The sequence below is a fragment of the Enterobacter cloacae complex sp. HYC003_NIDB genome, from assembly GCF_056673375.1.
The window spans coordinates 215,177-240,992 of sequence record NZ_CP114221.1; the positions used below are offsets into that span (position 1 = coordinate 215,177).

Here is a 25,816-nt window from a genome sequence, read left to right on the forward strand (position 1 = left end):
AGCGCAGTTATTTTTCGAATGCAGCATCATGAACAACTGCCATAACATTGATGATTGGCTTTCTTTTTCTGAAGAACCTTCCGCGCGGCAAAGTTTCTCCCGCTTTGAGACGATAAAGCCAGAAAACATAAGCCGGAGGAACATTGCTGTCAAAAATATCTGAACAAGTTTGAACTGTGATGCCTACTGTATTGTCTTTCCTCATCTCTTTAAAAGTGCCTTGCAATGCAGCGGATAACGTCATTTTTAAGAAACCTTTTTCTGTTTGAACGGATAGACTTGACTTAGCTGGCTTGACTGTAATGTTTGCCACTAAAGATCCCTCGTTCTGAGGATGCAGGCACTACAAAGTTACCGTCAGGTCTAATCATACGAGTTTGGATGAAATTTTTGCCGGATTTGGTTTTTTCAACCTGGTGCTCGATCTTCCATTCTTCTTTGACGGGACCGGATGACAAATGAACTAGAACCGGTACTTTTTTACGTGTTCTATCCAGAACAATACAATTTGATTTATCCGTATCAACGCTTCCCTGAAGAGTATTCAAAGAGCAATTATCATATCCCTCAACCGGAACTGCATTACCTTGGATATCAATTTTGAATCCTCCAGCTATTACAATTTCGGGTGCATTATCATTTAAAGTCTCGTCATAGGCAGCATCAACTACATCGCAAGCAGTAAGAGTAAGTGACGATGCCACAGCAAGACACAATAAAGAAAATCTGTTTTTGAGCATATTTGAGACCTTTTATAAAAATAAAATAACAGGAGAATTGTATCATTAACAGTCTAGTTCTAACGACTACCACTTTTAAGTATGTATTGAGCCAGTTTTATATTCAGGCACACCATATTGCACTCTAGCTCTTTCATCATCCTAGAAGAACTCTTAATTAAGTATTCTTCAAGTGGGCCAGCATATGCCCCTGATGTCACGATCGTTAGTTGCGTAAGAGGATGAGTCAAACTCTCAATGCCCTTCAGGATGTCATTCTGGACAGCAGCAATATAAACAGGCGAAGCCGCAATCAAATATTCATCATTCGGACTGGACTGCATTAACTGGCTTATAGTTGCGCAACGGTTATGCTTTCCTAGTGATTTTGTGATGGCTTTCCACCAGAGATCATGCCTGAATGGTACTTGATGAAATGTCGCCTCGTAAGAGGGCACCCGATCTCGACTATTTAAAAACCCCATCCCGGCAGAGATTATCCACAACTCCAGATTTCTGGTTGAGTTTAAAATTTCCTTTGCCGTAGACCAGTGATTACCTGAATACAAGGACAATGCCGGTACCGCCTGATTACTTCTGGCGTCGTCTACAATGTTACTCCAGGCATATGCTGCGTCGTCCGGGGTTTGTTTTGGATCTATGTCCAATGTCGGCCAGACGTGGCCCTGATGATTCTTGCCCTTTGTACAGGAAGTGATTAAGTGTACTGAGCGTTCAGAGAACATTATCTTCCTTACATACCCATAGAACAGCTTTCTAAGAACGGTGGGCTCGCCTGAAAATTACAAATCAGCCCCTTTCACGGCATCATTTTGATTCTTCGCGTCTGCCCCCAGTAAGATGACCGGTTTTCTGCATGACAGTGTTATTCCTAACAAACGCAACACAAAACCACGCCAGCCAGAGCAAATTTTTTCATTTGCTGCGTAAAGCCTATTGTTTTCTCTTTTAAGCTTCGCCCACTCGTTACAGAGGGTAACATCATCAAGCGCTGTTATATGCTTCGCCTCACCTTCGACGATAACGGTATGGATACCGTATGCTGTAAATCTCATACTATTTTCCAGAACCCAGTTGCGGTATTCGTTGAGTCCACCTTCGGAACCGGTAGCTCTGCGCCACATTTCAATTTGCTTGTGTGATGGGTCAAGTGTACTTGTCATTGAAGCCTCGTCTCAGCGATAACGCTTGAAATAGCCCGCTTTGGTCAAAATGAAATTAGCCATCTGACTGGCGATTTGATTGTATCTTACTCATAGTGCCCAACCTATAGGTTAAAAAGGGGCATTTTCGCTTTATAGCGTGTTCAACATCATCAATCATCCCAAGAAAGGCTGGCTTATTAGGGGTCTGACGCTCAGTGGAACGAAAACTCACGTTAAGGGATTTTGGTCATGAGATTATCAAAAAGGATCTTCACCTAGATCCTTTTAAATTAAAAATGAAGTTTTAAATCAATCTAAAGTATATATGAGTAAACTTGGTCTGACAGTTACCAATGCTTAATCAGTGAGGCACCTATCTCAGCGATCTGTCTATTTCGTTCATCCATAGTTGCCTGACTCCCCGTCGTGTAGATAACTACGATACGGGAGGGCTTACCATCTGGCCCCAGTGCTGCAATGATACCGCGAGACCCACGCTCACCGGCTCCAGATTTATCAGCAATAAACCAGCCAGCCGGAAGGGCCGAGCGCAGAAGTGGTCCTGCAACTTTATCCGCCTCCATCCAGTCTATTAATTGTTGCCGGGAAGCTAGAGTAAGTAGTTCGCCAGTTAATAGTTTGCGCAACGTTGTTGCCATTGCTGCAGGCATCGTGGTGTCACGCTCGTCGTTTGGTATGGCTTCATTCAGCTCCGGTTCCCAACGATCAAGGCGAGTTACATGATCCCCCATGTTGTGCAAAAAAGCGGTTAGCTCCTTCGGTCCTCCGATCGTTGTCAGAAGTAAGTTGGCAGCAGTGTTATCACTCATGGTTATGGCAGCACTGCATAATTCTCTTACTGTCATGCCATCCGTAAGATGCTTTTCTGTGACTGGTGAGTACTCAACCAAGTCATTCTGAGAATAGTGTATGCGGCGACCGAGTTGCTCTTGCCCGGCGTCAACACGGGATAATACCGCACCACATAGCAGAACTTTAAAAGTGCTCATCATTGGAAAACGTTCTTCGGGGCGAAAACTCTCAAGGATCTTACCGCTGTTGAGATCCAGTTCGATGTAACCCACTCGTGCACCCAACTGATCTTCAGCATCTTTTACTTTCACCAGCGTTTCTGGGTGAGCAAAAACAGGAAGGCAAAATGCCGCAAAAAAGGGAATAAGGGCGACACGAAAATGTTGAATACTCATACTCTTCCTTTTTCAATATTATTGAAGCATTTACCAGGGTTATTGTCTCATGAGCGGATACATATTTGAATGTATTTAGAAAAATAAACAAATAGGGGTTCCGCGCACATTTCCCCGAAAAGTGCCACCTGACGTCTAAGAAACCATTATTATCATGACATTAACCTATAAAAATAGGCGTATCACGAGGCCCTTTCGTCTTCAAGAATTTTATAAACCGTGGAGCGGGCAATACTGAGCTGATGAGCAATTTCCGTTGCACCAGTGCCCTTCTGATGAAGCGTCAGCACGACGTTCCTGTCCACGGTACGCCTGCGGCCAAATTTGATTCCTTTCAGCTTTGCTTCCTGTCGGCCCTCATTCGTGCGTTCTAGGATCCTCCGGCGTTCAGCCTGTGCCACAGCCGACAGGATGGTGACCACCATTTGCCCCATATCACCGTCGGTACTGATCCCGTCATCAATGAACCGGACTGCCACGCCCTGAGCGTCAAATTCCTTTATCAGTTGGATCATATCGGCAGTGTCGCGGCCAAGACGGTCGAGCTTCTTAACCAGAATGACATCACCTTCCTCCACCTTCATCCTCAGCAAATCCAGCCCTTCCCGGTCTGTTGAACTGCCGGATGCCTTATCGGTAAATATACGGTTTGCTTTCACACCTGCGTCTTTGAGTGCTCTGACCTGAAGATCAAGAGACTGCTGACTGGTTGAGACCCGAGCGTAACCAAAAAGTCGCATAAAAATGTACCTTAAATCGAATATCGGACAACTCATGTCTATTATTACAAATTTACGATTTAATAGACATATTAATGTAACAGTTTTACGATGTCCGATAATTTATAACATTTCGTACGGTTGGAAAAATGTTACTAAATGCCCGTCAGGCAGGGAGGCCGATATGCCCGTTGACTTTCTGACCACTGAGCAGACTGAAAGCTATGGCAGATTCACCGGTGAACCGGATGAGCTTCAGCTGGCACGATATTTTCACCTTGATGAAGCAGACAAGGAATTTATCGGAAAAAGCAGAGGTGATCACAACCGTCTGGGCATTGCCCTGCAAATTGGATGTGTCCGTTTTCTGGGCACCTTCCTCACCGATATGAATCATATTCCTTCCGGCGTCCGGCATTTTACCGCCAGACAGCTCGGGATTCGTGATATCACCGTTCTTGCAGAATACGGTCAGAGGGAAAATACCCGCCGTGAGCATGCAGCGCTGATACGTCAGCACTATCAGTATCGTGAATTTGCCTGGCCCTGGACATTTCGCCTTACCCGTCTTTTATATACCCGGAGCTGGATAAGCAACGAACGTCCTGGCCTGCTTTTCGATCTGGCGACAGGGTGGCTTATGCAACATCGTATTATTCTCCCCGGAGCCACTACGCTGACCCGGTTGATTTCAGAGGTAAGGGAAAAGGCGACGTTGCGCCTGTGGAACAAACTGGCACTGATACCGTCAGCCGAACAGCGTTCACAGCTGGAGATGCTGCTGGGGCCAACTGATTGCAGCCGCCTGTCTTTACTGGAATCACTGAAAAAGGGCCCTGTGACCATCAGTGGTCCGGCGTTTAATGAAGCAATTGAACGCTGGAAAACTCTGAACGATTTTGGCCTGCATGCTGAAAACCTGAGTACACTCCCGGCTGTGCGCCTGAAAAATCTCGCACGTTATGCTGGTATGACTTCGGTGTTCAATATTGCCAGGATGTCACCGCAGAAAAGGATGGCGGTTCTGGTTGCCTTTGTCCTTGCATGGGAAACGCTGGCGCTGGATGATGCATTGGACGTTCTGGACGCCATGCTGGCCGTTATCATCCGTGACGCCAGAAAGATTGGGCAGAAAAAACGGCTCCGCTCGCTGAAGGATCTGGATAAATCTGCATTGGCGCTCGCCAGCGCATGTTCGTACCTGCTGAAAGAAGAAACACCGGACGAATCGATTCGTGCTGAGGTGTTCAGCTACATCCCAAGGCAAAAGCTGGCTGAAATCATCACGCTTGTCCGTGAAATTGCCCGGCCCTCAGACGATAATTTTCATGAAGAAATGGTGGAGCAGTACGGGCGCGTTCGTCGTTTCCTGCCCCATCTGCTGAATACCGTTAAATTTTCATCCGCACCTGCCGGGGTTACCACTCTGAATGCCTGTGACTACCTCAGCCGGGAGTTCAGCTCACGGCGGCAGTTTTTTGACGACGCACCAACGGAAATTATCAGTCGGTCATGGAAACGGCTGGTGATTAACAAGGAAAAACATATCACCCGCAGGGGATACACGCTCTGCTTTCTCAGTAAACTGCAGGATAGTCTGAGGCGGAGGGATGTCTACGTTACCGGCAGTAACCGGTGGGGAGATCCTCGTGCAAGATTACTACAGGGTGCTGACTGGCAGGCAAACCGGATTAAGGTTTATCGTTCTTTGGGGCACCCGACAGACCCGCAGGAAGCAATAAAATCTCTGGGTCATCAGCTTGATAGTCGTTACAGACAGGTTGCTGCACGTCTTTGCGAAAATGAGGCTGTCGAACTCGATGTTTCTGGCCCGAAGCCCCGGTTGACAATTTCTCCCCTCGCCAGTCTTGATGAGCCGGACAGTCTGAAACGACTGAGCAAAATGATCAGTGATCTACTCCCTCCGGTGGATTTAACGGAGTTGCTGCTCGAAATTAACGCCCATACCGGATTTGCTGATGAGTTTTTCCATGCTAGTGAAGCCAGTGCCAGAGTTGATGATCTGCCCGTCAGCATCAGCGCCGTGCTGATGGCTGAAGCCTGCAATATCGGTCTGGAACCACTGATCAGATCAAATGTTCCTGCACTGACCCGACACCGGCTGAACTGGACAAAAGCGAACTATCTGCGGGCTGAAACTATCACCAGCGCTAATGCCAGACTGGTTGATTTTCAGGCAACGCTGCCACTGGCACAGATATGGGGTGGAGGAGAAGTGGCATCTGCAGATGGAATGCGCTTTGTTACGCCAGTCAGAACAATCAATGCCGGACCGAACCGCAAATACTTTGGTAATAACAGAGGGATCACCTGGTACAACTTTGTGTCCGATCAGTATTCCGGCTTTCATGGCATCGTTATACCGGGGACGCTGAGGGACTCTATCTTTGTGCTGGAAGGTCTTCTGGAACAGGAGACCGGGCTGAATCCAACCGAAATTATGACCGATACAGCAGGTGCCAGCGAACTTGTCTTTGGCCTTTTCTGGCTGCTGGGATACCAGTTTTCTCCACGCCTGGCTGATGCCGGTGCTTCGGTTTTCTGGCGAATGGACCATGATGCCGACTATGGCGTGCTGAATGATATTGCCAGAGGGCAATCAGATCCCCGAAAAATAGTCCTTCAGTGGGACGAAATGATCCGGACCGCTGGCTCCCTGAAGCTGGGCAAAGTACAGGTTTCAGTGCTGGTCCGTTCATTGCTGAAAAGTGAACGTCCTTCCGGACTGACTCAGGCAATCATTGAAGTGGGGCGCATCAACAAAACGCTGTATCTGCTTAATTATATTGATGATGAAGATTACCGCCGGCGCATTCTGACCCAGCTTAATCGGGGAGAAAGTCGCCATGCCGTTGCCAGAGCCATCTGTCACGGTCAAAAAGGTGAGATAAGAAAACGATATACCGACGGTCAGGAAGATCAACTGGGCACACTGGGGCTGGTCACTAACGCCGTCGTGTTATGGAACACTATTTATATGCAGGCAGCCCTGGATCATCTCCGGGCGCAGGGTGAAACACTGAATGATGAAGATATCGCACGCCTCTCCCCGCTTTGCCACGGACATATCAATATGCTCGGCCATTATTCCTTCACGCTGGCAGAACTGGTGACCAAAGGACATCTGAGACCATTAAAAGAGGCGTCAGAGGCAGAAAACGTTGCTTAACGTGAGTTTTCGTTCCACTGAGCGTCAGACCCCTATTAAGCCGGTCCATCATTTTCTGTATATCTCTCATCAATTTTTATATCCGGCCTGAAGTGCACCGTTCAAGCACACCGATCAGGCAGTTAGTCACTAGTTAACTCTTTACTAGAGACTAAATTCCATTGATTTACGTGACAACGTCACGTCATTAAGGTTTGCAAATGCCTAATTTTCATACTATGGGATTTAATTAGGAGTAAATCCCACAGGTTTACATAAAGCTGACATTTAAAAGTGTTAAAAATCAATCAGATAGAAAGAAAAGGCTCTCCGGAAGAACTCTTCTCATTATTTCGCCGCCCGGGGTTATTGCTGACAGATCTGAAAGTGCTAATATGTTAGTCATTAGTAATTAGTAAAGCCTTTACTAAACGCGTTTCTACGTAAATTCTATTGGTTTTAGAGGGTCCTACTGTCCGAAGACAATAAAGTTGTACACAAAGCACTAAAGTTGTAACCATTCTCAAAAAACGACGCTAATGTTGTATGCTTACTGAATGTGTGGTTATAGGGTTGGAGACTATAAAATGCACATATAGGTACGTATCAATGTCGTTTTTTGGGTACGATCATGGGTAGGGGTAGGCGTCTCAAATCCTATTTGGATTATGAAAATGCGCTAGGTGACGGCATAGGAGTGGGCTATGGCCAAAGTTATCAGCCCTGGCTTAGAGCTCAGGACGTTAAATCCCGTGGAAACCGTTCGATAGTCTTTGGCCTTAAGACGTTTCGAAACCATCATCATGGGGTTTGAGGGCCAATGATGTAAAAAACCACGCTAAGGAGATAATTCATTGTTTAAATTGAGATTTAACGGCCTCAATTCCCCCTTCATAATATCCTCCGGTAGTGTGAACGTATAATGTCCCAGCATGTTGATATGACCGTGCATCAGAGGCGAAAGCCGCGCGATATGTTCATCCTCTGGCCCTTCCCCGATGCTGCGCAGGTGCGACAAGGCTTCCTGCATATAAAGCGTATTCCACAGCACCACTGCGTTTGTCACCAGACCCAGCGCACCCAACTGATCTTCCTGCCCCTCGCGGTAACGTTTTCTGATCTCGCCACGCTGACCGTAGCAGATGGCTCTTGCAACGGCATGGCGGCCTTCACCCCGGTTCAACTGTGTTAGGATCCGGCGACGATAGTCCTCATCATCAATATAGTTGAGAAGATACAGTGTCTTGTTAACTCTTCCGACCTCCATTATTGCCTGAGCAAGCCCTGACGGTCGGGTACTTCTCAATAGCGATCGAATGAGTTCTGACGCATGAATAGTGCCCAGCTTCAGCGAACCGGCAACCCGCATCATCTCATCCCAGTGGCTTTCGATTTTAGAAAGGTCAACACAACCCCGCGCCAGTTTGTCCAACGCCCCGTAATTCGCTGCTTTGTCGGCCCGCCAGAACACAGCCTCACCCGCATCCGCCAGACGAGGTGAAAATTGGTATCCCAGTAGCCAGAACAGGCCAAAGATAATGTCACTGGTACCTGCTGTGTCCGTCATGATTTCAACCGGGTTTAGTCCCGTTTGTTGCTCAAGTAGCCCTTCCAGCACAAAGATGGAATCCCGCAGTGTTCCAGGAATCACTATGCCATGAAAACCCGAATATTGGTCAGAGACAAAGTTGTACCAGGTGATGCCGCGCCCTGAACCAAAGTATTTTCTGTTGGGGCCAGAATTCACCGTTTTCACTGGCGTGACAAAACGCATACCATCAGCGGAGGCTACCTCCCCGCCCCCCAGTATCCTGCCAACGCTAACGAGGACTGAAAATCAACCAGCCGCGCATTGGCGCTAACCAGCGTTTCTGCTCGGATGTAGTTCTGTTTCACCCAGCTCAGACGATGGCGAGTCAGTGCAGGGATATTGTGCTTGATCAGCGGCTCATGTCCGATATTGCAGGCCTCAGCCAGCATCACCGCACACAGGCTTATATGCAGATCCTGCGCACGGGCACCTGACTCGCTGACATGGCTGAATTCACGGGTGAAGCCAGTTCTGGCGTCAATCTCGAGCAACAGTTCTGTCAGGTCAACGGGTGGAAGCAATTGTCTGACTCGGCTGCTCAGTTGTATCAGCGCCGGTGGTTCATCCAATTTATCCAGGCTGCTGATGGTCAGCGAAGGATGTTTACCTTCATTGCAGATGTCCACGGCGGTATTGCGATCAAAACGTGATGCCACCGTTTTCCAGGTTTCATCTAACTGAGCGGCCAATTGCTCCGATGCTTTACTGCCATTAGTGGGGTGACCCAATGCCCGGCAGACTGGAACCCGCTGCGCCTGCCATTCCTCCCCCTGAAGAAGTTTTTGGCGCGGATCACCCCAACGATCGCTGTTTTCCAACCAGATGTCACGACGGCGTAGCGCATCCTGAAGTCGCTCCAGCAGACACAACGAGTAACCTGCTCGCTGTATCCGACCGTCAGCATCGTACACCAGGCGTTTCCAAGGGCCTGAAATGATATGTTCAGGTGCATCGTCCAGGATCCGTTTTTTCGAGCCGTTTAGCTCTGCCAGGTAATGGATGGCAGCCAAGGTATGTTCACCGTCTGGGGCCGCACGGAAGTGCAGATCGCGCAGTAGTGCGGGCAAAAAACGCCTTACCCGTCCGTATTGCTCCACCATTTCATCCTGAAAGTTTGTATCCTGGGGGCGGGCCAGTTCATTCACTTTTTCCACGGACTCTGCCAGTCTGGCGACAGACACACTGCTGAATATGGTCTTTCGCAGCAAATCATCGGCGGTATCTTCATCAAGTAAAAGTGCGCATGCCCGCGCCAGCAGCAACGCCGCGCGGTCAAGATCCTTGAGCGTCCTAAGTCGCTTTTTCTGCCCGGTTTTCTTCGCCTCCCGGGTAATATTGAGGATCAGCATATCCAGCACGTCAACGGCCTCGTCCAGCGCCGAGATTTCTTGCGCTTTCACGAATGCGGTAAGGATCGCCAGCCGCCGTTCTTCTGGCATTCTGCTGATATATTTCACCGATGCCATTCCGGCATAGCGTGCCAGATTGCGGAGCTGTATGGCGGGCAGCCCAGTGAAATTCAGACAGGAAAACTCCAGGCTGCGCAGGCGAGTGTAACGTTCAAGTGCTTCAGTGAACGCGGGGCCGCTGATAGTGACAGGGCCTCTTTTTAGGTGCTCCATCACTGAGAGTCGCTGTCCTTCGGGGATTTCAAGTAACCCAGCCAGTTGTGCGGTCTGCCAACGGTTTGGCAGCGCGGCCAATTTTCGCCACAAGCGGCGGGTCGCACGCTCACGGATTTCACCAATGACTCTCGTCAGGGTGGATGCGGCTGGCAACAACACTTTATTTTGAAGCAACCACGCGGTGGCAAAATCGAACATCAGTCCGGGGCGTTCATTACTGAGCCATGCACGGGTATACAGCAATCGCTTCAGTCTGAACGACCACGGGAAATCACCGAAATCATGATAGCTATAGTGCTGCCTGATAAGCCCGTGGTGCTCCCAACGTGTGTTTTCCCTTTGAGCATAGCGGGAAATGATCTCTGGATAGCGGATGTTAAGTTGCCTTGCGACATAAAACTGGACACCGGGCGGTATTTGCATGAGATCGGACAAGAAGGTTCCCAGAAAGCGGGCAGTTGTGAGTTGAAGGGCAATTCCCAACCGGTTATGCCTGCCCCTACGCAGGTTGATGAAAGTAAGGTCTCGCTCATCAAGATGAAAATACCGTGCCAGCTGGATCTCGTTTGGCTCTGCGGCATAACGCCCGTAGTTCTGTGTCTGTTTGTCGGTCAGAAAATCAGCAGCCATCACGCATCCTTTCGTAAACGGGTGTTCTGTTCTCTTTTTAACCGTCTCAAATGTTATGAGTTTTGATACCACCCAAAACGGTACTGAATGTCAGTATCAAAAATCGTGATTTATGCATTATGATACTACACAGTATGGCACTGTTGCAAAGTTAGCGATGAGGCAGCCTTTTGTCTTATTCAAAGGCCTTACATTTCAAAAACTCTGCTTACCAGGCGCATTTCGCCCAGGGGATCACCATAATAAAATGCTGAGGCCTGGCCTTTGCGTAGTGCACGCATCACCTCAATACCTTTGATGGTGGCGTAAGCCGTCTTCATGGATTTAAATCCCAGCGTGGCGCCGATTATCCGTTTCAGTTTGCCATGATCGCATTCAATCACGTTGTTCCGGTACTTAATCTGTCGGTGTTCAACGTCAGACGGGCACCGGCCTTCGCGTTTGAGCAGAGCAAGCGCGCGACCATAGGCGGGCGCTTTATCCGTGTTGATGAATCGCGGGATCTGCCACTTCTTCACGTTGTTGAGGATTTTACCCAGAAACCGGTATGCAGCTTTGCTGTTACGACGGGAGGAGAGATAAAAATCGACAGTGCGGCCCCGGCTGTCGACGGCCCGGTACAGATACGCCCAGCGGCCATTGACCTTCACGTAGGTTTCATCCATGTGCCACGGGCAAAGATCGGAAGGGTTACGCCAGTACCAGCGCAGCCGTTTTTCCATTTCAGGCGCATAACGCTGAACCCAGCGGTAAATCGTGGAGTGATCGACATTCACTCCGCGTTCAGCCAGCATCTCCTGCAGCTCACGGTAACTGATGCCGTATTTGCAGTACCAGCGTACGGCCCACAGAATGATGTCACGCTGAAAATGCCGGCCTTTGAATGGGTTCATGTGCAGCTCCATCAGCAAAAGGGGATGATAAGTTTATCACCACCGACTATTTGCAACAGTGCCCTCAAAACTCCGTACCGCAATGGCACCACCCATGTGATCTTCGAGCCGCTGGACTTCATCGCCAAACTCGCTGCGTTGGTACCTAAGCCGCGAGTCAACCTCACACGCTTCCACGGCGTCTTTGCACCGAACAGCAAACACCGAGTTCAAGTAACACCCGCCAAGCGGGGCAAGAAGCCCGACAAATCGGAAGGTCTCGATACTAACTGGCGTGACAAGAGTCCTGCAGAGCGCCACCGCGCCATGACCTGGATGCAACGCCTCAAGCGAGTCTTCAATATTGATATTGAAGTCTGCGAACACTGCGGCGGTCACGTCAAAGTGATTGCCAGCATCGAAGATCCGAAGGTCATTGAGCAGATTCTCAAGCATCTGAAACAGAAAACAGCCAAGGCGAATGCCGCCAAGCAGCGTGAGCTGCCACCAGAACGAGCGCCGCCACTGACTCCCAGCCTGTTCGATCCATCACAGAGTCGTCTCTTTGACTGACGACCCCAAATCCAACACTGCTCAACACTGCCAACTTTTAAACGGGGCGGTGGGGCAGTTTGTATCTCTCGAGCTATCAGGCTAGAGATTTTACCGCCAAATCGAACCTTATTAGAGCGGTTTAGGCTGGACCGGCAGTTAAAATTGGGGCTTGAGCGGTAAACGAGTGAGGGAATTTCAGGTAAGATACTTCGGATGAGGAGCAAAAAGGTGGTTTATACTTCCTATACCCAGTAGTGTTCCCCTGTCGGTTTGGTTGGGGTCGATGCCCCACTTTGGGCGCGGCGTTGGGCGCCGCAAGATGAAAGCTCTGTGTGAAGGCTTGGATATTAAGACCTTGGATGATTTCAATGCCATCACCGAAGAGCAGATCGTTAGCGTCGACAAATTCAGCTACAAAACTGCCGCAAAAGTGCTTGCAGGTATGGCTGAACATGCCGAGCTATTCAACAAGATTCAATCAATCATCGGGTTCAAACAGCAGGTCACTTCGGGGGATCGTTTTACCGGTGAGAAGATCGTGATCACCGGTTTTCGTGACGCGGCCTTGGAGAAGCTGATTGAAGCTGAGGGTGGTGAAGTGCAATCATCAGTCTCGTCGAAGACCACCATGGTGATCGCGGCATCCACTTCCGGATCTTCCGGCAAATTGAAGAAAGTGCACGATCTCAACAACAGCGGAAAGGCAAATATCAAACTGATTGATCTGGCCACCTTCCGTAAGCAATATCTGGAACAACCAGCATCGACTGGTTTGGAGTTTTAATGAGTCACCCACAACTTGAGCTAATAGTCGCTGTGGATTCTAAGTTGGGATTCGGGAAAGGCGGCAAGATTCCATGGAAATGCAAAGAAGACATGGCGCGATTTACGCGGATTTCTAAAGAGATCCGCGTGTGCGTTATGGGGAAACACACGTATACTGACATGCGTGACATGCAGTTAGAAAAGGATGGCGCCGAGGAGCGAATCAAGGAGAAAGGAATTCTCCCCGAACGCGAATCGTTCGTGATCTCCTCGACGTTAAAACAAGAAGATGTCATAGGCGCTACTGTCGTTCCTGATCTTCGTGCTGTGATCAACCTGTATGAGAATACCGATCAACGCATTGCTGTCATTGGTGGGGAGAAGTTGTACATTCAAGCTCTTTCATCAGCAACGAAACTGCACATGACCATAATTCCAAGAGAGTTCGACTGTGATCGATTTATTCCTGTTGATCCGATCCAGAACAATTTTCACATTGATTCCAGTGCCAGCGAGACTGTGGAGGCAACCGTTGATGAGACTCAAGAGCGCATTCACTTTGCTACTTACGTGCGTAACAATCAGTAACGCGCTGGCAGTGGAAGAACAAGAACCAGAAACGAAGCAGACGGTGTTGGCCGTCTGCTTCGAAACATCATTATTGGCTCGAGAACTGATCGAGAATACCATTCTTGCGGACGACATCCAAAACAATACAGAAAAGATAGCTTTGCAGTTGTCGGAGCCCCTCCCCCCAACTTATAATGGGATTATTGCTGGGCTAAACAATGCTGTCGCCATGCGTGGGACAGCAAACGTTGAATCGCCATCAAGAGCATCCACAGATTTACGTGCAGCCGTCATCGGTTTATGGTGTATAAATGACACCATAGCCGCCCTGAATCAGACTGATAATGCAGTCTTACAGGACGGCGAGTTGCAACAAACACTTGTCGATTATTACAACAACTTATTGGCTGACATCGTTTGTCGTTTTCAGAAGACGGCTGCACTGAACGTCAGAAGCCGACTGCACTATAGCAGCGGAGGGGTTGGATCCATCAGGCAACGACGGGCTGCTGCCGGCCATCAGCGGACGCAGGGAGGACTTTCCGCAACCGGCCGTTCGATGCGGCACCGATGGCCTTCGCGCAGGGGTAGTGAATCCGCCAGGATTGACTTGCGCTGCCCTACCTCTCACTAGTGAGGGGCGGCAGCGCATCAAGCGGTGAGCGCACTCCGGCACCGCCAACTTTCAGCACATGCGTGTAAATCATCGTCGTAGAGACGTCGGAATGGCCGAGCAGATCCTGCACGGTTCGAATGTCGTAACCGCTGCGGAGCAAGGCCGTCGCGAACGAGTGGCGGAGGGTGTGCGGTGTGGCGGGCTTCGTGATGCCTGCTTGTTCTACGGCACGTTTGAAGGCGCGCTGAAAGGTCTGGTCATACATGTGATGGCGACGCACGACACCGCTCCGTGGATCGGTCGAATGCGTGTGCTGCGCAAAAACCCAGAACCACGGCCAGGAATGCCCGGCGCGCGGATACTTCCGCTCAAGGGCGTCGGGAAGCGCAACGCCGCTGCGGCCCTCGGCCTGGTCCTTCAGCCACCATGCCCGTGCACGCGACAGCTGCTCGCGCAGGCTGGGTGCCAAGCTCTCGGGTAACATCAAGGCCCGATCCTTGGAGCCCTTGCCCTCCCGCACGATGATCGTGCCGTGATCGAAATCCAGATCCTTGACCCGCAGTTGCAAACCCTCACTGATCCGCATGCCCGTTCCATACAGAAGCTGGGCGAACAAACGATGCTCGCCTTCCAGAAAACCGAGGATGCGAACCACTTCATCCGGGGTCAGCACCACCGGCAAGCGCCGCGACGGCCGAGGTCTTCCGATCTCCTGAAGCCAGGGCAGATCCGTGCACAGCACCTTGCCGTAGAAGAACAGCAAGGCCGCCAATGCCTGACGATGCGTGGAGACCGAAACCTTGCGCTCGTTCGCCAGCCAGGACAGAAATGCCTCGACTTCGCTGCTGCCCAAGGTTGCCGGGTGACGCACACCGTGGAAACGGATGAAGGCACGAACCCAGTGGACATAAGCCTGTTCGGTTGGTAAGCTGTAATGCAAGTAGCGTATGCGCTCACGCAACTGGTCCAGAACCTTGACCGAACGCAGCGGTGGTAACGGCGCAGTGGCGGTTTTCATGGCTTGTTATGACTGTTTTTTTGTACAGTCTATGCCTCGGGCATCAAGGCGAGCTCAGAGACCATGGAAAGCATGTTCTCGGACTTACGTAGCAACTCGTTTCTTTTCGCAGGTTGAGCCACCTCCGCGCTTCATCAGAAAACTGAAGGAACCTCCATTGAATCGAACTAATATTTTTTTTGGTGAATCGCATTCTGACTGGTTGCCTGTCAGAGGCGGAGAATCTGGTGATTTTGTTTTTCGACGTGGTGACGGGCATGCCTTCGCGAAAATCGCACCTGCTTCCCGCCGCGGTGAGCTCGCTGGAGAGCGTGACCGCCTCATTTGGCTCAAAGGTCGAGGTGTGGCTTGCCCCGAGGTGATCAACTGGCAGGAGGAACAGGAGGGTGCATGCTTGGTGATAACGGCAATTCCGGGAGTACCGGCGGCTGATCTGTCTGGAGCGGATTTGCTCAAAGCGTGGCCGTCAATGGGGCAGCAACTTGGCGCTGTTCACAGCCTATCGGTTGATCAATGTCCGTTTGAGCGCAGGCTGTCGCGAATGTTCGGACGCGCCGTTGATGTGGTGTCCCGCAATGCCGTCAATCCCGACTTCTTACCGGACGAGGACAAGAGTACGCCGCAGCTCGATCTTTTGGCTCGTGTCGAACGAGAGCTACCGGTGCGGCTCGACCAAGAGCGCACCGATATGGTTGTTTGCCATGGTGATCCCTGCATGCCGAACTTCATGGTGGACCCTAAAACTCTTCAATGCACGGGTCTGATCGACCTTGGGCGGCTCGGAACAGCAGATCGCTATGCCGATTTGGCACTCATGATTGCTAACGCCGAAGAGAACTGGGCAGCGCCAGATGAAGCAGAGCGCGCCTTCGCTGTCCTATTCAATGTATTGGGGATCGAAGCCCCCGACCGCGAACGCCTTGCCTTCTATCTGCGATTGGACCCTCTGACTTGGGGTTGATGTTCATGCCGCCTGTTTTTCCTGCTCATTGGCACGTTTCGCAACCTGTTCTCATTGCGGACACCTTTTCCAGCCTCGTTTGGAAAGTTTCATTGCCAGACGGGACTCCTGCAATCGTCAAGGGATTGAAACCTATAGAAGACATTGCTGATGAACTGCGCGGGGCCGACTATCTGGTATGGCGCAATGGGAGGGGAGCAGTCCGGTTGCTCGGTCGTGAGAACAATCTGATGTTGCTCGAATATGCCGGGGAGCGAATGCTCTCTCACATCGTTGCCGAGCACGGCGACTACCAGGCGACCGAAATTGCAGCGGAACTAATGGCGAAGCTGTATGCCGCATCTGAGGAACCCCTGCCTTCTGCCCTTCTCCCGATCCGGGATCGCTTTGCAGCTTTGTTTCAGCGGGCGCGCGATGATCAAAACGCAGGTTGTCAAACTGACTACGTCCACGCGGCGATTATAGCCGATCAAATGATGAGCAATGCCTCGGAACTGCGTGGGCTACATGGCGATCTGCATCATGAAAACATCATGTTCTCCAGTCGCGGCTGGCTGGTGATAGATCCCGTCGGTCTGGTCGGTGAAGTGGGCTTTGGCGCCGCCAATATGTTCTACGATCCGGCTGACAGAGACGACCTTTGTCTCGATCCTAGACGCATTGCACAGATGGCGGACGCATTCTCTCGTGCGCTGGACGTCGATCCGCGTCGCCTGCTCGACCAGGCGTACGCTTATGGGTGCCTTTCCGCAGCTTGGAACGCGGATGGAGAAGAGGAGCAACGCGATCTAGCTATCGCGGCCGCGATCAAGCAGGTGCGACAGACGTCATACTAGATATCAAGCGACTTCTCCTATCCCCTGGGAACACATCAATCTTACCGGAGAATATCGTTGGCCAAAGCCTTAGCGTAGGATTTCGCCCTCTCCCGCAAACGACCCCTATGGTGCAGCGATCACCGAATTGAAGCGCGAAGGAAAGCTGGACCGGGAGACGGCCCACCGGCAGGTGAAGTATCTCAATAACGTGATCGAGGCCGATCACGGAAAGCTCAAGATACTGATCAAGCCGGTGCGCGGTTTCAAATCGATCCCCACGGCCTATGCCACGATCAAGGGATTCGAAGTCATGCGAGCCCTGCGCAAAGGACAGGCTCGCCCCTGGTGCCTGCAGCCCGGCATCAGGGGCGAGGTGCGCCTTGTGGAGAGAGCTTTTGGCATTGGGCCCTCGGCGCTGACGGAGGCCATGGGCATGCTCAACCACCATTTCGCAGCAGCCGCCTGATCGGCGCAGAGCGACAGCCTACCTCTGACTGCCGCCAATCTTTGCAACAGAGCCTCCGTCGCCATGCTCACCTCGCTTTGGTGCACACGAGTATTGAGCATAGTCGAGATTGGTGCAGATCACTTCTGATATTGAACTGTCAGGAGCTGGCTGCACAACAGCCATTACGCCCAATCAACTGGTGCAGTCGTCTTCTGAAAATGACACTGTTTGTATATAATCATGAAAAAATGGTGAGTAGAGTTTCAGGGTAACAGGGGATGCTTATGTCGGTTTTCCACAACTGGCTACTTGAGATCGCATGTGAGAATTACTTCGTCTACATCAAACGCCTTTCCGCCAACGATACCGGCGCAACAGGTGGTCACCAGGTAGGGCTTTATATCCCTTCAGGTATCGTTGAAAAACTCTTTCCGTCTATCAACCATACCCGTGAACTGAACCCTTCGGTTTTTCTCACCGCACATGTGTCATCGCATGATTGCCCTGACAGCGAAGCCAGGGCAATTTATTATAACAGCCGTCATTTTGGTAAAACCCGGAATGAAAAAAGGATTACCCGCTGGGGTAGAGGCAGCCCACTTCAGGATCCTGAAAATACAGGGGCTCTGACGCTCCTGGCTTTCAAGCTTGATGAGCAAGGGGGGGACTGTAAGGAAGTAAATATTTGGGTATGCGCCAGCACTGATGAAGAGGACGTCATTGAGACCGCTATTGGTGAAGTTATACCCGGAGCGCTTATATCCGGCCCCGCAGGACAGATTCTAGGCGGACTATCTCTACAGCAAGCGCCAGTAAATCATAAATATATTCTACCTGAAGACTGGCACCTGCGCTTTCCGTCGGGAAGTGAAATTATTCAGTATGCAGCCAGCCATTATGTGAAAAATTCCCTTGATCCGGATGAGCAACTTCTTGACCGCCGGCGCGTGGAGTACGACATATTTCTATTGGTTGAGGAACTGCATGTTCTGGATATCATCCGGAAAGGATTTGGCTCTGTGGATGAATTTATTGCGCTGGCCAATTCTGTCAGCAATCGCCGTAAATCCAGAGCCGGGAAGTCTCTGGAACTGCACCTGGAGCATCTATTCATTGAGCACGGCCTGCGACACTTTGCGACGCAGGCCATCACAGAAGGTAATAAAAAACCCGATTTCCTTTTCCCTTCCGCAGGGGCTTACCACGATACTGAGTTTCCCGTAGAAAATCTGCGCATGCTGGCAGTCAAGACTACCTGTAAGGATCGCTGGCGTCAGATACTGAATGAGGCCGATAAAATTCATCAGGTGCATCTGTTTACACTCCAAGAGGGAGTTTCTCTGGCTCAATATCGGGAGATGCGGGAGTCGGGTGTCAGATTGGTCGTGCCATCATCGCTGCACAAAAAATACCCGGAGGCGGTGAGAGCTGAGCTAATGACGCTAGGTGCGTTTATTGCTGAGCTGACAGGGCTTTACGCAGATATTCCATAGATTATCTCCCGGCATAAATACCGGGAGGAGCGATCAGATTCGTTCAACCTTGCACGAATCGGCATTAACCGCTTTCAGGATATAAGGTTCAAGCAGTTTGGCTACGGCTTCAAACACGGGCACCACTACGGAGTTACCGAACTGCCTGTACGACTGAGTGTCTGACACAGGAATGCGAAAAGGCCTGCCATCTACTTTTTCAAAACCCATAAGGCGCGCGCACTCTCGTGGAGTCAGCCTGCGGGGCCGATGCGCCTGATTTTCTTCGTTCGCGAAGTCTGTTTCACCTGTGGCCATATCCCAGCCACGGTCTATCAGAATTTCAGACCCGTCTTTGTGATAGCGAGCAGAAAGCGTACGGGCAATGCTTTCTTTATTTTCAGGATTAACGAGGCCAAAACCGAATCCGTTACCCTTAGCTGCGTGCTTTTTGGCGTAGTTATAGAGATACTCCCAGAGTTTCGGCGTCAGTATATATTTGCTGTCAACCACGGGTTCCAGCAGTTCGCCAAATGACGGACGCTGTTCCGGATAAAAACGACTAATATCGCGCAGGGTAAAGCCCTGGTGAATGTTCAGATCACGACGGAAACCGACCAAAACGATACGTTCTCGGTGCTGAGGTAAAAAGTGCTTTCCGTCGATAACTTTAGGATCGTTTTTGCCCATCTCAGCTGCATCCGCAACTTCATAGCCCAGTTCGTCGAGGGTATCCATGATGACTTTAAAGGTTTTACCCTTGTCATGGCTCTTCAGGTTTTTAACGTTTTCAAGAACAAAGATGGCAGGTTTTTTTGCGCGTATAATACGCGCCACATCGAAGAAAAGCGTTCCCTGAGCCTCACATTCGAAACCATGCGCGCGCCCGAGCGAGTTTTTCTTGCTTACGCCCGCAAGGCTGAACGGTTGACAGGGGAAACCTGCTAGAAGTACATCATGATCCGGCACATGCTCATTAATGTAAGCATAGGCATCGTTTTCAGGTACTTCAGGTTTATCACTGAGCGTGACTTCCCGAATATCGAGATTGAAAGTGTGTTCCTGAGCATCGTTAAACCAGTTAGCTTTATATGTGCGCACAGCCTCTTTATTCCATTCACTGGTAAAAACGCACTGGCCACCGATGGTTTCGAAGCCCTTCCGTATACCTCCAATCCCAGCAAACAGGTCAATAAACCGGAAGGCATAGTCAGGGTGATGTGCAGGCGCTTCCGGAAGCATTTTTCGTAGAAGTTCCTCTTCGGCTAACGTCAGCGTCTTAGGTGAGCACTTACCATTAATCCAGCGATTAAGAGTCTCGCGACTCCACTCATTTTTACCAACTTTTCTAAGCAGTTCAGCCACGTACTTCTGGTCATAGATTTCCAGCACCTGCCCGAGCAGCTTTTTATCATTTTCCTGTCGCAGTTGTTCTTCCGCTTCTGCTTTCTCAAGCAGATCCTGCGCCAGTAATTCAAATTCAGACATATTGCCTCCATTGGGTCTTATGGGTGAAACTGTATCACTCATTTGACCCAGATTGAATGTTTTTATCTGGATATTTAAACAGGTTTATTGTTAGGTAACGCACGTTGGCCACGCTGGAGCGTCTTCTGGGCCTGCTGTCGGCCTTTGAGGTCGTGGTATGGATGACGGATGGCTGGCCGCTGTATGAATCCCGCCTGAAGGGAAAGCTGCACGTTATCAGCAAGCGTTACACTCAGCGCATTGAGCGACATAACCTGAATCTGAGACAACATCTGGCAAGGCTGGGACGGAAGTCACTGTCGTTCTCAAAATCGGTGGAGCTGCATGACAAGGTCATCGGGCATTATCTGAACATAAAACACTATCAGTAAGTTGGAGTCATTACCGGTTCTCTTTGTCTTTTAGTGATTCTATAAACCTCATTACGTCTGAATATAAAAATCTATTATTTGATTTATGTGGCTCATGAGGTTGTGGGATGGTCTTGTTTTTGAATGTGCCAGTTTTCTTAATGGCAAAGATTAATTCACCTTCTGTTATTCCTAACATTTCAGCAAATGTTTTTGCTTCTATAGTTACTGACTTCATTTAATTAACTCTCATGGTATCGATTTTCTTTACCGGCATCTTTAACAATGGTGCTCGTTTCTAGTGTTGCTGCGGTACGCTTCATCATCGTCTGCGGGGCGGTTGCGATAGTGAAGGAGCTGCCGGGCGTGAGCAAATCTATCAGGCGCTGGCCGCTGATAATCTCCATCCGTTCACTGGCAATACTGACAGATTTTGAACCTGCGCCGGTTTTCCCGGTATGGCAAAACAGACCGCGACAGTTATGACGTTTAAGCAACTTCTCGAACTCCTGTACGTGCTGTAAAGCAATATGGCCGCGATAGCGTTTAGCCTGAATAAGATAGCGATATTTTCCTATTATTACCTGGCCGTCAATGCCTCCATCGCCGGTATAGCGTTTGTTTCTGATGGTTCTGAAGCCATGCGCTTCAAATCCTTCCAGCAACAGTTCTTCAAACACAAAAGGATCAATTTTCCTCAGGTAGTTAATTTTTTGTGGGAAGCCCGGCAACGTCTTTATGCGCTCCAGCACCCGCCGCGCACTTTGCTGCTTCCTTTTGTGTCGTCGGTTGCGTACTGAACGCCGGAAGAATACAACGGCAAACAGTGCGATGGCGCTGCAAGCCCATAGAATAAGGTTTTCTGTAGTGGGGAAGGGGAACATGGTGATAGTGTGCTTTCTGTGGGTAAAGAAAAGGGCGGTTAAACCGCCCTGGTGTTTAGCGACGGCTGTAAACCTGCCACGAAGCGCTGCCTGACTGATTTTGGCAAATCCGCCCGTAAAGTACGGTGCCGGTCGAGTAGCGGGCGCCATTCAGATAGCAATAGCCGCTGGATTGCAGCAGTTCGTTGCGCAGCTTTTCTTCCTGCTTTGATAGCCGGGACTCCGCAGACTGCAAACGAACGGATAATTCGTTAATCTGGCGTTGCTGGTTATTCATCTGGCTCTGCATCGCATTACCTTTATCTTGGCTGACGCAACCAGTTAAGAGAGCTGTACAGGCTAATGCACTTAATATAATTTTTTTCACGTTGGCTCCTTAAATTGAGATTATTCCTAGCCCGCCTATAAGCGAACTTTCCCGTATTTACTTATGATCTGGCTTATCATCGACTGGTTACTTCCACCTTCGCCATTATCCGGGCATTCATTAAGAAAAGCCTTCCTGGCATCCCTCGTGTGGTTGGGTAAAAAGCCGTGCTTGTTCTTTTTAACGATATTGAAGAAAGCAGCTTCAGCACTGTTACACTCGCTTCCGCCGCTATCGCCGGTGAGCTTGCCCGCCATGCACATAATAACTTTGCAGGGATCTTCAGCATGGCTGGCAGGAAGATAAAGCAGACTACCAGCTGCTATCAGAGGGATTAAGAGTTTCTTCATTGTTTTGTCCTTAACAGTTTGTTCAGATATACACCCGCCAGAATGTTGATAACGGTAAGTAATATTAATAATAACGCAGAGTTATAAATAGATTTGTAACCTATATCGCCTGCGATATATTCGACAATAAAAACGAAAATCGTTAACATTGCGAACAACTTGATTAACTTTCCTGTAATTTTCTTAACGATATAAGCAACTGAATAAGAGCCGGATTTGATGATGCTGGCGAGTAACCTGATAGCATGGACTCGGAATTTTCTTAAAATGGGCGGAATGGAAAATGCCTTTTTCTTCCTTCTGCCTTTTTGCTTTTCCGCAAAATCAATAACATCGCCCATTTTTATACTCTCCGGTTATATCTTTAGATCATCAAGTGATAAACCACTATCAAGCAGCTCTTTGAGCCATGTTGGTCGGCGGCCAGTCCCGGACCAGGTATTTTCTGCGTTCCTGGGGTCGCGGTATTTTACTTGTCTATGTTCTCTGGGGTTGGCAACGCCCTGCATTTTCATGGCTTCCAGGCTAATGCCAGCGTCCAATTTTGCAGTTAGCCAGGCCGGGCGCTTCCCTATACCAGTCCACGTATTAAAAGGGTTATCCGGGTCACGATACATGGGTTCACCTTTGGGGCGTTTTTCTGATTTCAGGGGAACCAGCATTACCTTCCTTCCTTCAGAGGTTTTCTTTTCGTTTCTTCTTGACACGATCTCATTAGCCCTTATCATAAACATAAGTCGTCGAAATTACAATTACGCGGTGAAACGTAAATGAGTAAACATCCAAAACTTCTGGTTCTCGCTCTGGCCTGCCTTGCTTGTGCTGGCCGTGCCAGTGCTGCGCCTGCCTCAGATGAAGTTGCCAGGCTTGCGCAGAGATGTGCGCCTGATGTTTCACCCTTAACAATGGCGTACATCGTCGGCCATGAGTCCTCAAATGGGCCGTACAGGATCAATATTAACGGTGGTAGTACCCAGTTAAAACAGCAACCACGTACTGAAGCTGAGGCCGTCAGCGTTTCGAAAGTTCTGCTGAAGGATAATAAAAGTTTTGATATGGGCCTTGCACAAATTAACTCAAATAATTTAGTGGGCCTGGGTCTTTCGGTTGACGATATTTTCAAGCCCTGCATCAACCTGCGGGCGAGCCAGACCATCCTTAAAGCCTGTTATGATAGCGCCCTGAAATCCTATCCAGCCGGGCAGGTTGCGCTGAGACACGCGCTTTCCTGCTACAACACCGGCTCACTCATAAACGGGATTTCTAACGGGTATGTCACGAAAGTTATCAACGTGGCGCGTCAATCAACTGATTTGAAAATCCCTACGCTGCTACCTGATGGCCAGACCAGTGAGGACAGCACCGCGACTGAGCCTCAGCAGGCAAAAAGTACGGCCACGCAGTATGACGGTGAACAAGATGTTTTTGGTTCGGGTGATGGCGATGCCTTCAGCCGAAATAATACGGATGCCTTTTTAACCAAACAGGAAACAGCGAAGGGGGAGTGAGGTTATGGATGGAACGTTTGTACCTTGTATTGCAATCACAGATCCTGGAGCTATTTGAAACAGGAAAAGTGAAGGAGGTAACGATAAAACGGGTTTCATTAAAGACGTGGTATCCCGTTTTTCAGATAGACGATGAACAGTTGGGCCAGATCGCATGTTCCATTCGGGTTAACAAAGAGCATGAACTACGAACCTGGGCTGATTTAAGGCTACTGGCAGAGTTTTTGAAAGATAAGTGTGGCGTTGAAGAATGCCGGTTAAATCTGCAATCAACAGAAGATAGTGAGTAAGGAGAAAGTATGACCACGTTGTTTAAGAAGTATGGCCCTGCGGTAGTTATGGGCGTTTTGTCCATTGCCCTGCCGCAAATTGCGCTGGCCGCTGGCACCGATACTGGTGAATCAACCGCTACATCAATCCAGACGTGGTTGAGCACATGGATTCCAATTGGTTGTGCTATTGCGATCATGGTTAGTTGCTTTATGTGGATGCTTCACGTAATCCCGGCACTGTTGCAAAGTTAGCGATGAGGCAGCCTTTTGTCTTATTCAAAGGCCTTACATTTCAAAAACTCTGCTTACCAGGCGCATTTCGCCCAGGGGATCACCATAATAAAATGCTGAGGCCTGGCCTTTGCGTAGTGCACGCATCACCTCAATACCTTTGATGGTGGCGTAAGCCGTCTTCATGGATTTAAATCCCAGCGTGGCGCCGATTATCCGTTTCAGTTTGCCATGATCGCATTCAATCACGTTGTTCCGGTACTTAATCTGTCGGTGTTCAACGTCAGACGGGCACCGGCCTTCGCGTTTGAGCAGAGCAAGCGCGCGACCATAGGCGGGCGCTTTATCCGTGTTGATGAATCGCGGGATCTGCCACTTCTTCACGTTGTTGAGGATTTTACCCAGAAACCGGTATGCAGCTTTGCTGTTACGACGGGAGGAGAGATAAAAATCGACAGTGCGGCCCCGGCTGTCGACGGCCCGGTACAGATACGCCCAGCGGCCATTGACCTTCACGTAGGTTTCATCCATGTGCCACGGGCAAAGATCGGAAGGGTTACGCCAGTACCAGCGCAGCCGTTTTTCCATTTCAGGCGCATAACGCTGAACCCAGCGGTAAATCGTGGAGTGATCGACATTCACTCCGCGTTCAGCCAGCATCTCCTGCAGCTCACGGTAACTGATGCCGTATTTGCAGTACCAGCGTACGGCCCACAGAATGATGTCACGCTGAAAATGCCGGCCTTTGAATGGGTTCATGTGCAGCTCCATCAGCAAAAGGGGATGATAAGTTTATCACCACCGACTATTTGCAACAGTGCCTCTACTCTTGCCACAGGTTTACGAGTAGGTGATTTGGGAGGAAGCGTCTTAGCCTTTGAAGTTGGCGCGAAGGAGAGAATGGCACTCCGTGCAACGCATTAATTACCGCGGATATCCGCCATCACCTACTTGCGCCTGTGTGTACCATTTCATCAGCTCTGCAGTTCCCGGCTCGTTTTCGGCGGGGGCCCATGGGGCGGCATCTTGATCAGCAACAGGCTGGTACCTACCGTGTTTTACCTCAAAAATAACGCCGCCTTCATCCAGTGACAATACGGTATGCCAGGTGCCTGCATCCATCTCCAGCACTTTACAGTCCTCACCTAACACGACGCGCTGGGTCAGGTTACCCAGGTCATCAAAGTTCAATACCAAAAAGCGACCGGTAAGGGATGTCAGCAGTTCAAAAGTATGCGGGTGGCGATGAGGGCGAACATAAGTTCCCGGTTCCATAGCAATAGCCAGACGCTGCACCGGGTCGCTCAATTCAGGGTGGAAATTATGATGGGCACGTAAGCGGGGGGAATTTGCGGCTTGTGCGCTTTGCTTGCGTAGGTCGTTGAAAGTAAGTTGTTTCATATTATAAGCCTTATTGCATTCTTGCAGCTTACGGCAACCAGGT

General features: G+C 49.8%; 27 protein-coding genes and 6 pseudogenes. 14 read left to right on the forward strand and 19 right to left on the reverse strand.

What is annotated here, in order from left to right; translation table 11 throughout:
- Positions 1–7: 7 nt before the first annotated feature.
- From O1722_RS24655 to O1722_RS24680, 6 genes are all read right to left on the reverse strand, one after another.
- Complete coding sequence (locus O1722_RS24655) at positions 8–313, reverse strand: hypothetical protein (protein WP_223152485.1); 306 nt, start codon at positions 311–313, stop codon at positions 8–10.
- Positions 285–740, reverse strand: a complete 456-nt coding sequence (locus tag O1722_RS24660; RefSeq protein ID WP_000916941.1) for a hypothetical protein — start codon at positions 738–740, stop codon at positions 285–287. The genes O1722_RS24655 and O1722_RS24660 overlap by 29 nt, the downstream gene beginning before the upstream one ends.
- Before the next feature lie 59 nt (positions 741–799).
- Positions 800–1,465: a hypothetical protein gene (locus tag O1722_RS24665; RefSeq protein ID WP_000490638.1), complete on the reverse strand. Its 666-nt coding sequence runs from the start codon at positions 1,463–1,465 to the stop codon at positions 800–802.
- A gap of 57 nt (positions 1,466–1,522) precedes the next feature.
- On the reverse strand, positions 1,523–1,903 hold the full coding sequence (locus O1722_RS24670) for a hypothetical protein (RefSeq protein WP_001371925.1): 381 nt from the start codon (positions 1,901–1,903) through the stop codon (positions 1,523–1,525).
- A 329-nt stretch (positions 1,904–2,232) separates the two neighbouring features.
- A complete protein-coding gene (locus O1722_RS24675) occupies positions 2,233–3,093 on the reverse strand; it encodes a broad-spectrum class A beta-lactamase TEM-1 (protein WP_000027057.1) in 861 nt (286 codons plus the stop codon).
- 182 nt (positions 3,094–3,275) lie between these two features.
- On the reverse strand, positions 3,276–3,833 hold the full coding sequence (locus tag O1722_RS24680) for a recombinase family protein (RefSeq protein WP_001235713.1): 558 nt from the start codon (positions 3,831–3,833) through the stop codon (positions 3,276–3,278).
- A gap of 163 nt (positions 3,834–3,996) precedes the next feature.
- Here O1722_RS24680 and O1722_RS24685 point away from each other — a divergent pair, with 163 nt between their 5' ends.
- Together O1722_RS24685 and O1722_RS24690 are read left to right on the forward strand one after the other, a co-directional pair.
- Positions 3,997–7,002, forward strand: a complete 3,006-nt coding sequence (locus O1722_RS24685; protein ID WP_001143760.1) for a Tn3-like element Tn3 family transposase — start codon at positions 3,997–3,999, stop codon at positions 7,000–7,002.
- 610 nt (positions 7,003–7,612) lie between these two features.
- Positions 7,613–7,783 (forward strand): annotated as a pseudogene (locus tag O1722_RS24690) (TnsA endonuclease N-terminal domain-containing protein); the annotation flags it as partial.
- A 36-nt stretch (positions 7,784–7,819) separates the two neighbouring features.
- On the opposite strand, the pseudogene O1722_RS24695 reads toward O1722_RS24690, so the two are convergent.
- A pseudogene (locus O1722_RS24695) lies at positions 7,820–10,827 on the reverse strand (Tn3 family transposase).
- A 188-nt stretch (positions 10,828–11,015) separates the two neighbouring features.
- The gene (locus tag O1722_RS24700; RefSeq protein ID WP_001067855.1) at positions 11,016–11,720 is read right to left on the reverse strand and encodes an IS6-like element IS26 family transposase; all 705 of its coding nucleotides are present in this window, start codon (positions 11,718–11,720) and stop codon (positions 11,016–11,018) included.
- A gap of 63 nt (positions 11,721–11,783) precedes the next feature.
- Here O1722_RS24700 and O1722_RS24705 point away from each other — a divergent pair.
- From O1722_RS24705 to O1722_RS24720, 4 genes and pseudogenes are all read left to right on the forward strand, one after another.
- Positions 11,784–12,272: pseudogene (locus O1722_RS24705) on the forward strand (transposase); the annotation flags it as partial.
- A 301-nt stretch (positions 12,273–12,573) separates the two neighbouring features.
- Positions 12,574–13,038, forward strand: a complete 465-nt coding sequence (locus tag O1722_RS24710) for a BRCT domain-containing protein (protein ID WP_000645230.1) — start codon at positions 12,574–12,576, stop codon at positions 13,036–13,038.
- Positions 13,038–13,607, forward strand: a complete 570-nt coding sequence (gene dfrA19 / locus O1722_RS24715) for a trimethoprim-resistant dihydrofolate reductase DfrA19 (RefSeq protein WP_000019304.1) — start codon at positions 13,038–13,040, stop codon at positions 13,605–13,607. Before O1722_RS24710 ends, dfrA19 begins: the two co-directional genes overlap by 1 nt.
- A 10-nt stretch (positions 13,608–13,617) precedes the next feature.
- The gene (locus O1722_RS24720; protein ID WP_048228299.1) at positions 13,618–14,223 is read left to right on the forward strand and encodes a hypothetical protein; all 606 of its coding nucleotides are present in this window, start codon (positions 13,618–13,620) and stop codon (positions 14,221–14,223) included.
- On the opposite strand, the gene intI1 is transcribed toward O1722_RS24720, so the two are convergent.
- Complete coding sequence (intI1, locus tag O1722_RS24725; RefSeq protein ID WP_000845039.1) at positions 14,210–15,223, reverse strand: class 1 integron integrase IntI1; 1,014 nt, start codon at positions 15,221–15,223, stop codon at positions 14,210–14,212. The two genes, O1722_RS24720 and intI1, sit on opposite strands and share 14 nt — an antisense overlap.
- Before the next feature lie 157 nt (positions 15,224–15,380).
- On the opposite strand from intI1, the gene aph(3'')-Ib reads away from it, so the two are divergent.
- The 3 genes and pseudogenes from aph(3'')-Ib to O1722_RS24740 form a co-directional block, all read left to right on the forward strand.
- Positions 15,381–16,184 carry an aminoglycoside O-phosphotransferase APH(3'')-Ib gene (gene aph(3'')-Ib / locus O1722_RS24730; protein WP_001082319.1) on the forward strand — a complete coding sequence of 268 codons (804 nt, stop codon included), beginning with the start codon at positions 15,381–15,383 and terminating at the stop codon, positions 16,182–16,184.
- Complete coding sequence (locus O1722_RS24735; protein ID WP_000480968.1) at positions 16,184–17,020, forward strand: aminoglycoside O-phosphotransferase APH(6)-Id; 837 nt, start codon at positions 16,184–16,186, stop codon at positions 17,018–17,020. The genes aph(3'')-Ib and O1722_RS24735 overlap by 1 nt, the downstream gene beginning before the upstream one ends.
- Positions 17,021–17,126: 106 nt before the next feature.
- A pseudogene (locus O1722_RS24740) lies at positions 17,127–17,468 on the forward strand (IS6-like element IS6100 family transposase); the annotation flags it as partial.
- 139 nt (positions 17,469–17,607) lie between these two features.
- On the opposite strand, the pseudogene O1722_RS24745 reads toward O1722_RS24740, so the two are convergent.
- Positions 17,608–17,673: pseudogene (locus O1722_RS24745) on the reverse strand (EAL domain-containing protein); the annotation flags it as partial.
- Positions 17,674–17,734: 61 nt separating this feature from the next.
- Between O1722_RS24745 and O1722_RS24750 the strand changes: the two are divergent.
- Complete coding sequence (locus O1722_RS24750) at positions 17,735–18,943, forward strand: type II restriction endonuclease (protein WP_001749969.1); 1,209 nt, start codon at positions 17,735–17,737, stop codon at positions 18,941–18,943.
- A 33-nt stretch (positions 18,944–18,976) separates the two neighbouring features.
- Here the strand turns inward: O1722_RS24750 and O1722_RS24755 are convergent, their stop codons facing one another.
- A complete protein-coding gene (locus O1722_RS24755) occupies positions 18,977–20,410 on the reverse strand; it encodes a DNA cytosine methyltransferase (RefSeq protein ID WP_001288432.1) in 1,434 nt (477 codons plus the stop codon).
- A gap of 98 nt (positions 20,411–20,508) precedes the next feature.
- Here O1722_RS24755 and O1722_RS24760 point away from each other — a divergent pair.
- Positions 20,509–20,781: pseudogene (locus O1722_RS24760) on the forward strand (IS1 family transposase); the annotation flags it as partial.
- Between the two features lie 10 nt (positions 20,782–20,791).
- Here the strand turns inward: O1722_RS24760 and O1722_RS24765 are convergent.
- The 6 genes from O1722_RS24765 to O1722_RS24790 all read right to left on the reverse strand — a co-directional run bounded on the left by O1722_RS24765 (position 20,792) and on the right by O1722_RS24790 (position 23,023).
- Complete coding sequence (locus O1722_RS24765) at positions 20,792–20,998, reverse strand: hypothetical protein (protein ID WP_001749967.1); 207 nt, start codon at positions 20,996–20,998, stop codon at positions 20,792–20,794.
- Between the two features lie 4 nt (positions 20,999–21,002).
- Complete coding sequence (locus O1722_RS24770) at positions 21,003–21,644, reverse strand: restriction endonuclease (RefSeq protein ID WP_012561158.1); 642 nt, start codon at positions 21,642–21,644, stop codon at positions 21,003–21,005.
- Between the two features lie 55 nt (positions 21,645–21,699).
- Positions 21,700–21,933, reverse strand: a complete 234-nt coding sequence (locus O1722_RS24775) for a hypothetical protein (protein WP_012561157.1) — start codon at positions 21,931–21,933, stop codon at positions 21,700–21,702.
- Between the two features lie 113 nt (positions 21,934–22,046).
- Positions 22,047–22,361 (reverse strand): TrbM/KikA/MpfK family conjugal transfer protein, encoded by a 315-nt coding sequence (locus O1722_RS24780; RefSeq protein ID WP_016338363.1) that lies wholly within the window; start codon positions 22,359–22,361, stop codon positions 22,047–22,049.
- Positions 22,358–22,702, reverse strand: a complete 345-nt coding sequence (locus tag O1722_RS24785; protein WP_012561155.1) for a hypothetical protein — start codon at positions 22,700–22,702, stop codon at positions 22,358–22,360. The genes O1722_RS24780 and O1722_RS24785 overlap by 4 nt, the downstream gene beginning before the upstream one ends.
- A gap of 15 nt (positions 22,703–22,717) precedes the next feature.
- A complete protein-coding gene (locus O1722_RS24790) occupies positions 22,718–23,023 on the reverse strand; it encodes an H-NS family nucleoid-associated regulatory protein (protein WP_012561154.1) in 306 nt (101 codons plus the stop codon).
- A gap of 108 nt (positions 23,024–23,131) precedes the next feature.
- On the opposite strand from O1722_RS24790, the gene O1722_RS24795 reads away from it, so the two are divergent.
- The 3 genes from O1722_RS24795 to O1722_RS24805 are packed head-to-tail and all read left to right on the forward strand — an operon-like array spanning position 23,132 to position 24,393.
- Positions 23,132–23,869 carry a lytic transglycosylase domain-containing protein gene (locus O1722_RS24795; protein WP_013279384.1) on the forward strand — a complete coding sequence of 246 codons (738 nt, stop codon included), beginning with the start codon at positions 23,132–23,134 and terminating at the stop codon, positions 23,867–23,869.
- A gap of 8 nt (positions 23,870–23,877) precedes the next feature.
- A complete protein-coding gene (korA, locus tag O1722_RS24800; protein WP_016338364.1) occupies positions 23,878–24,159 on the forward strand; it encodes a transcriptional repressor KorA in 282 nt (93 codons plus the stop codon).
- Between the two features lie 9 nt (positions 24,160–24,168).
- Entirely contained in the window at positions 24,169–24,393 is a 225-nt protein-coding gene (locus O1722_RS24805; protein WP_148839772.1) for a conjugal transfer protein TraM, read from the forward strand.
- Positions 24,394–24,426: 33 nt separating this feature from the next.
- On the opposite strand, the gene O1722_RS24810 is transcribed toward O1722_RS24805, so the two are convergent.
- Together O1722_RS24810 and O1722_RS24815 are read right to left on the reverse strand one after the other, a co-directional pair.
- The gene (locus O1722_RS24810; RefSeq protein ID WP_001067855.1) at positions 24,427–25,131 is read right to left on the reverse strand and encodes an IS6-like element IS26 family transposase; all 705 of its coding nucleotides are present in this window, start codon (positions 25,129–25,131) and stop codon (positions 24,427–24,429) included.
- A 165-nt stretch (positions 25,132–25,296) separates the two neighbouring features.
- On the reverse strand, positions 25,297–25,773 hold the full coding sequence (locus tag O1722_RS24815) for a WbuC family cupin fold metalloprotein (RefSeq protein ID WP_001572372.1): 477 nt from the start codon (positions 25,771–25,773) through the stop codon (positions 25,297–25,299).
- Between the last annotated feature and the right edge of the window lie 43 nt (positions 25,774–25,816).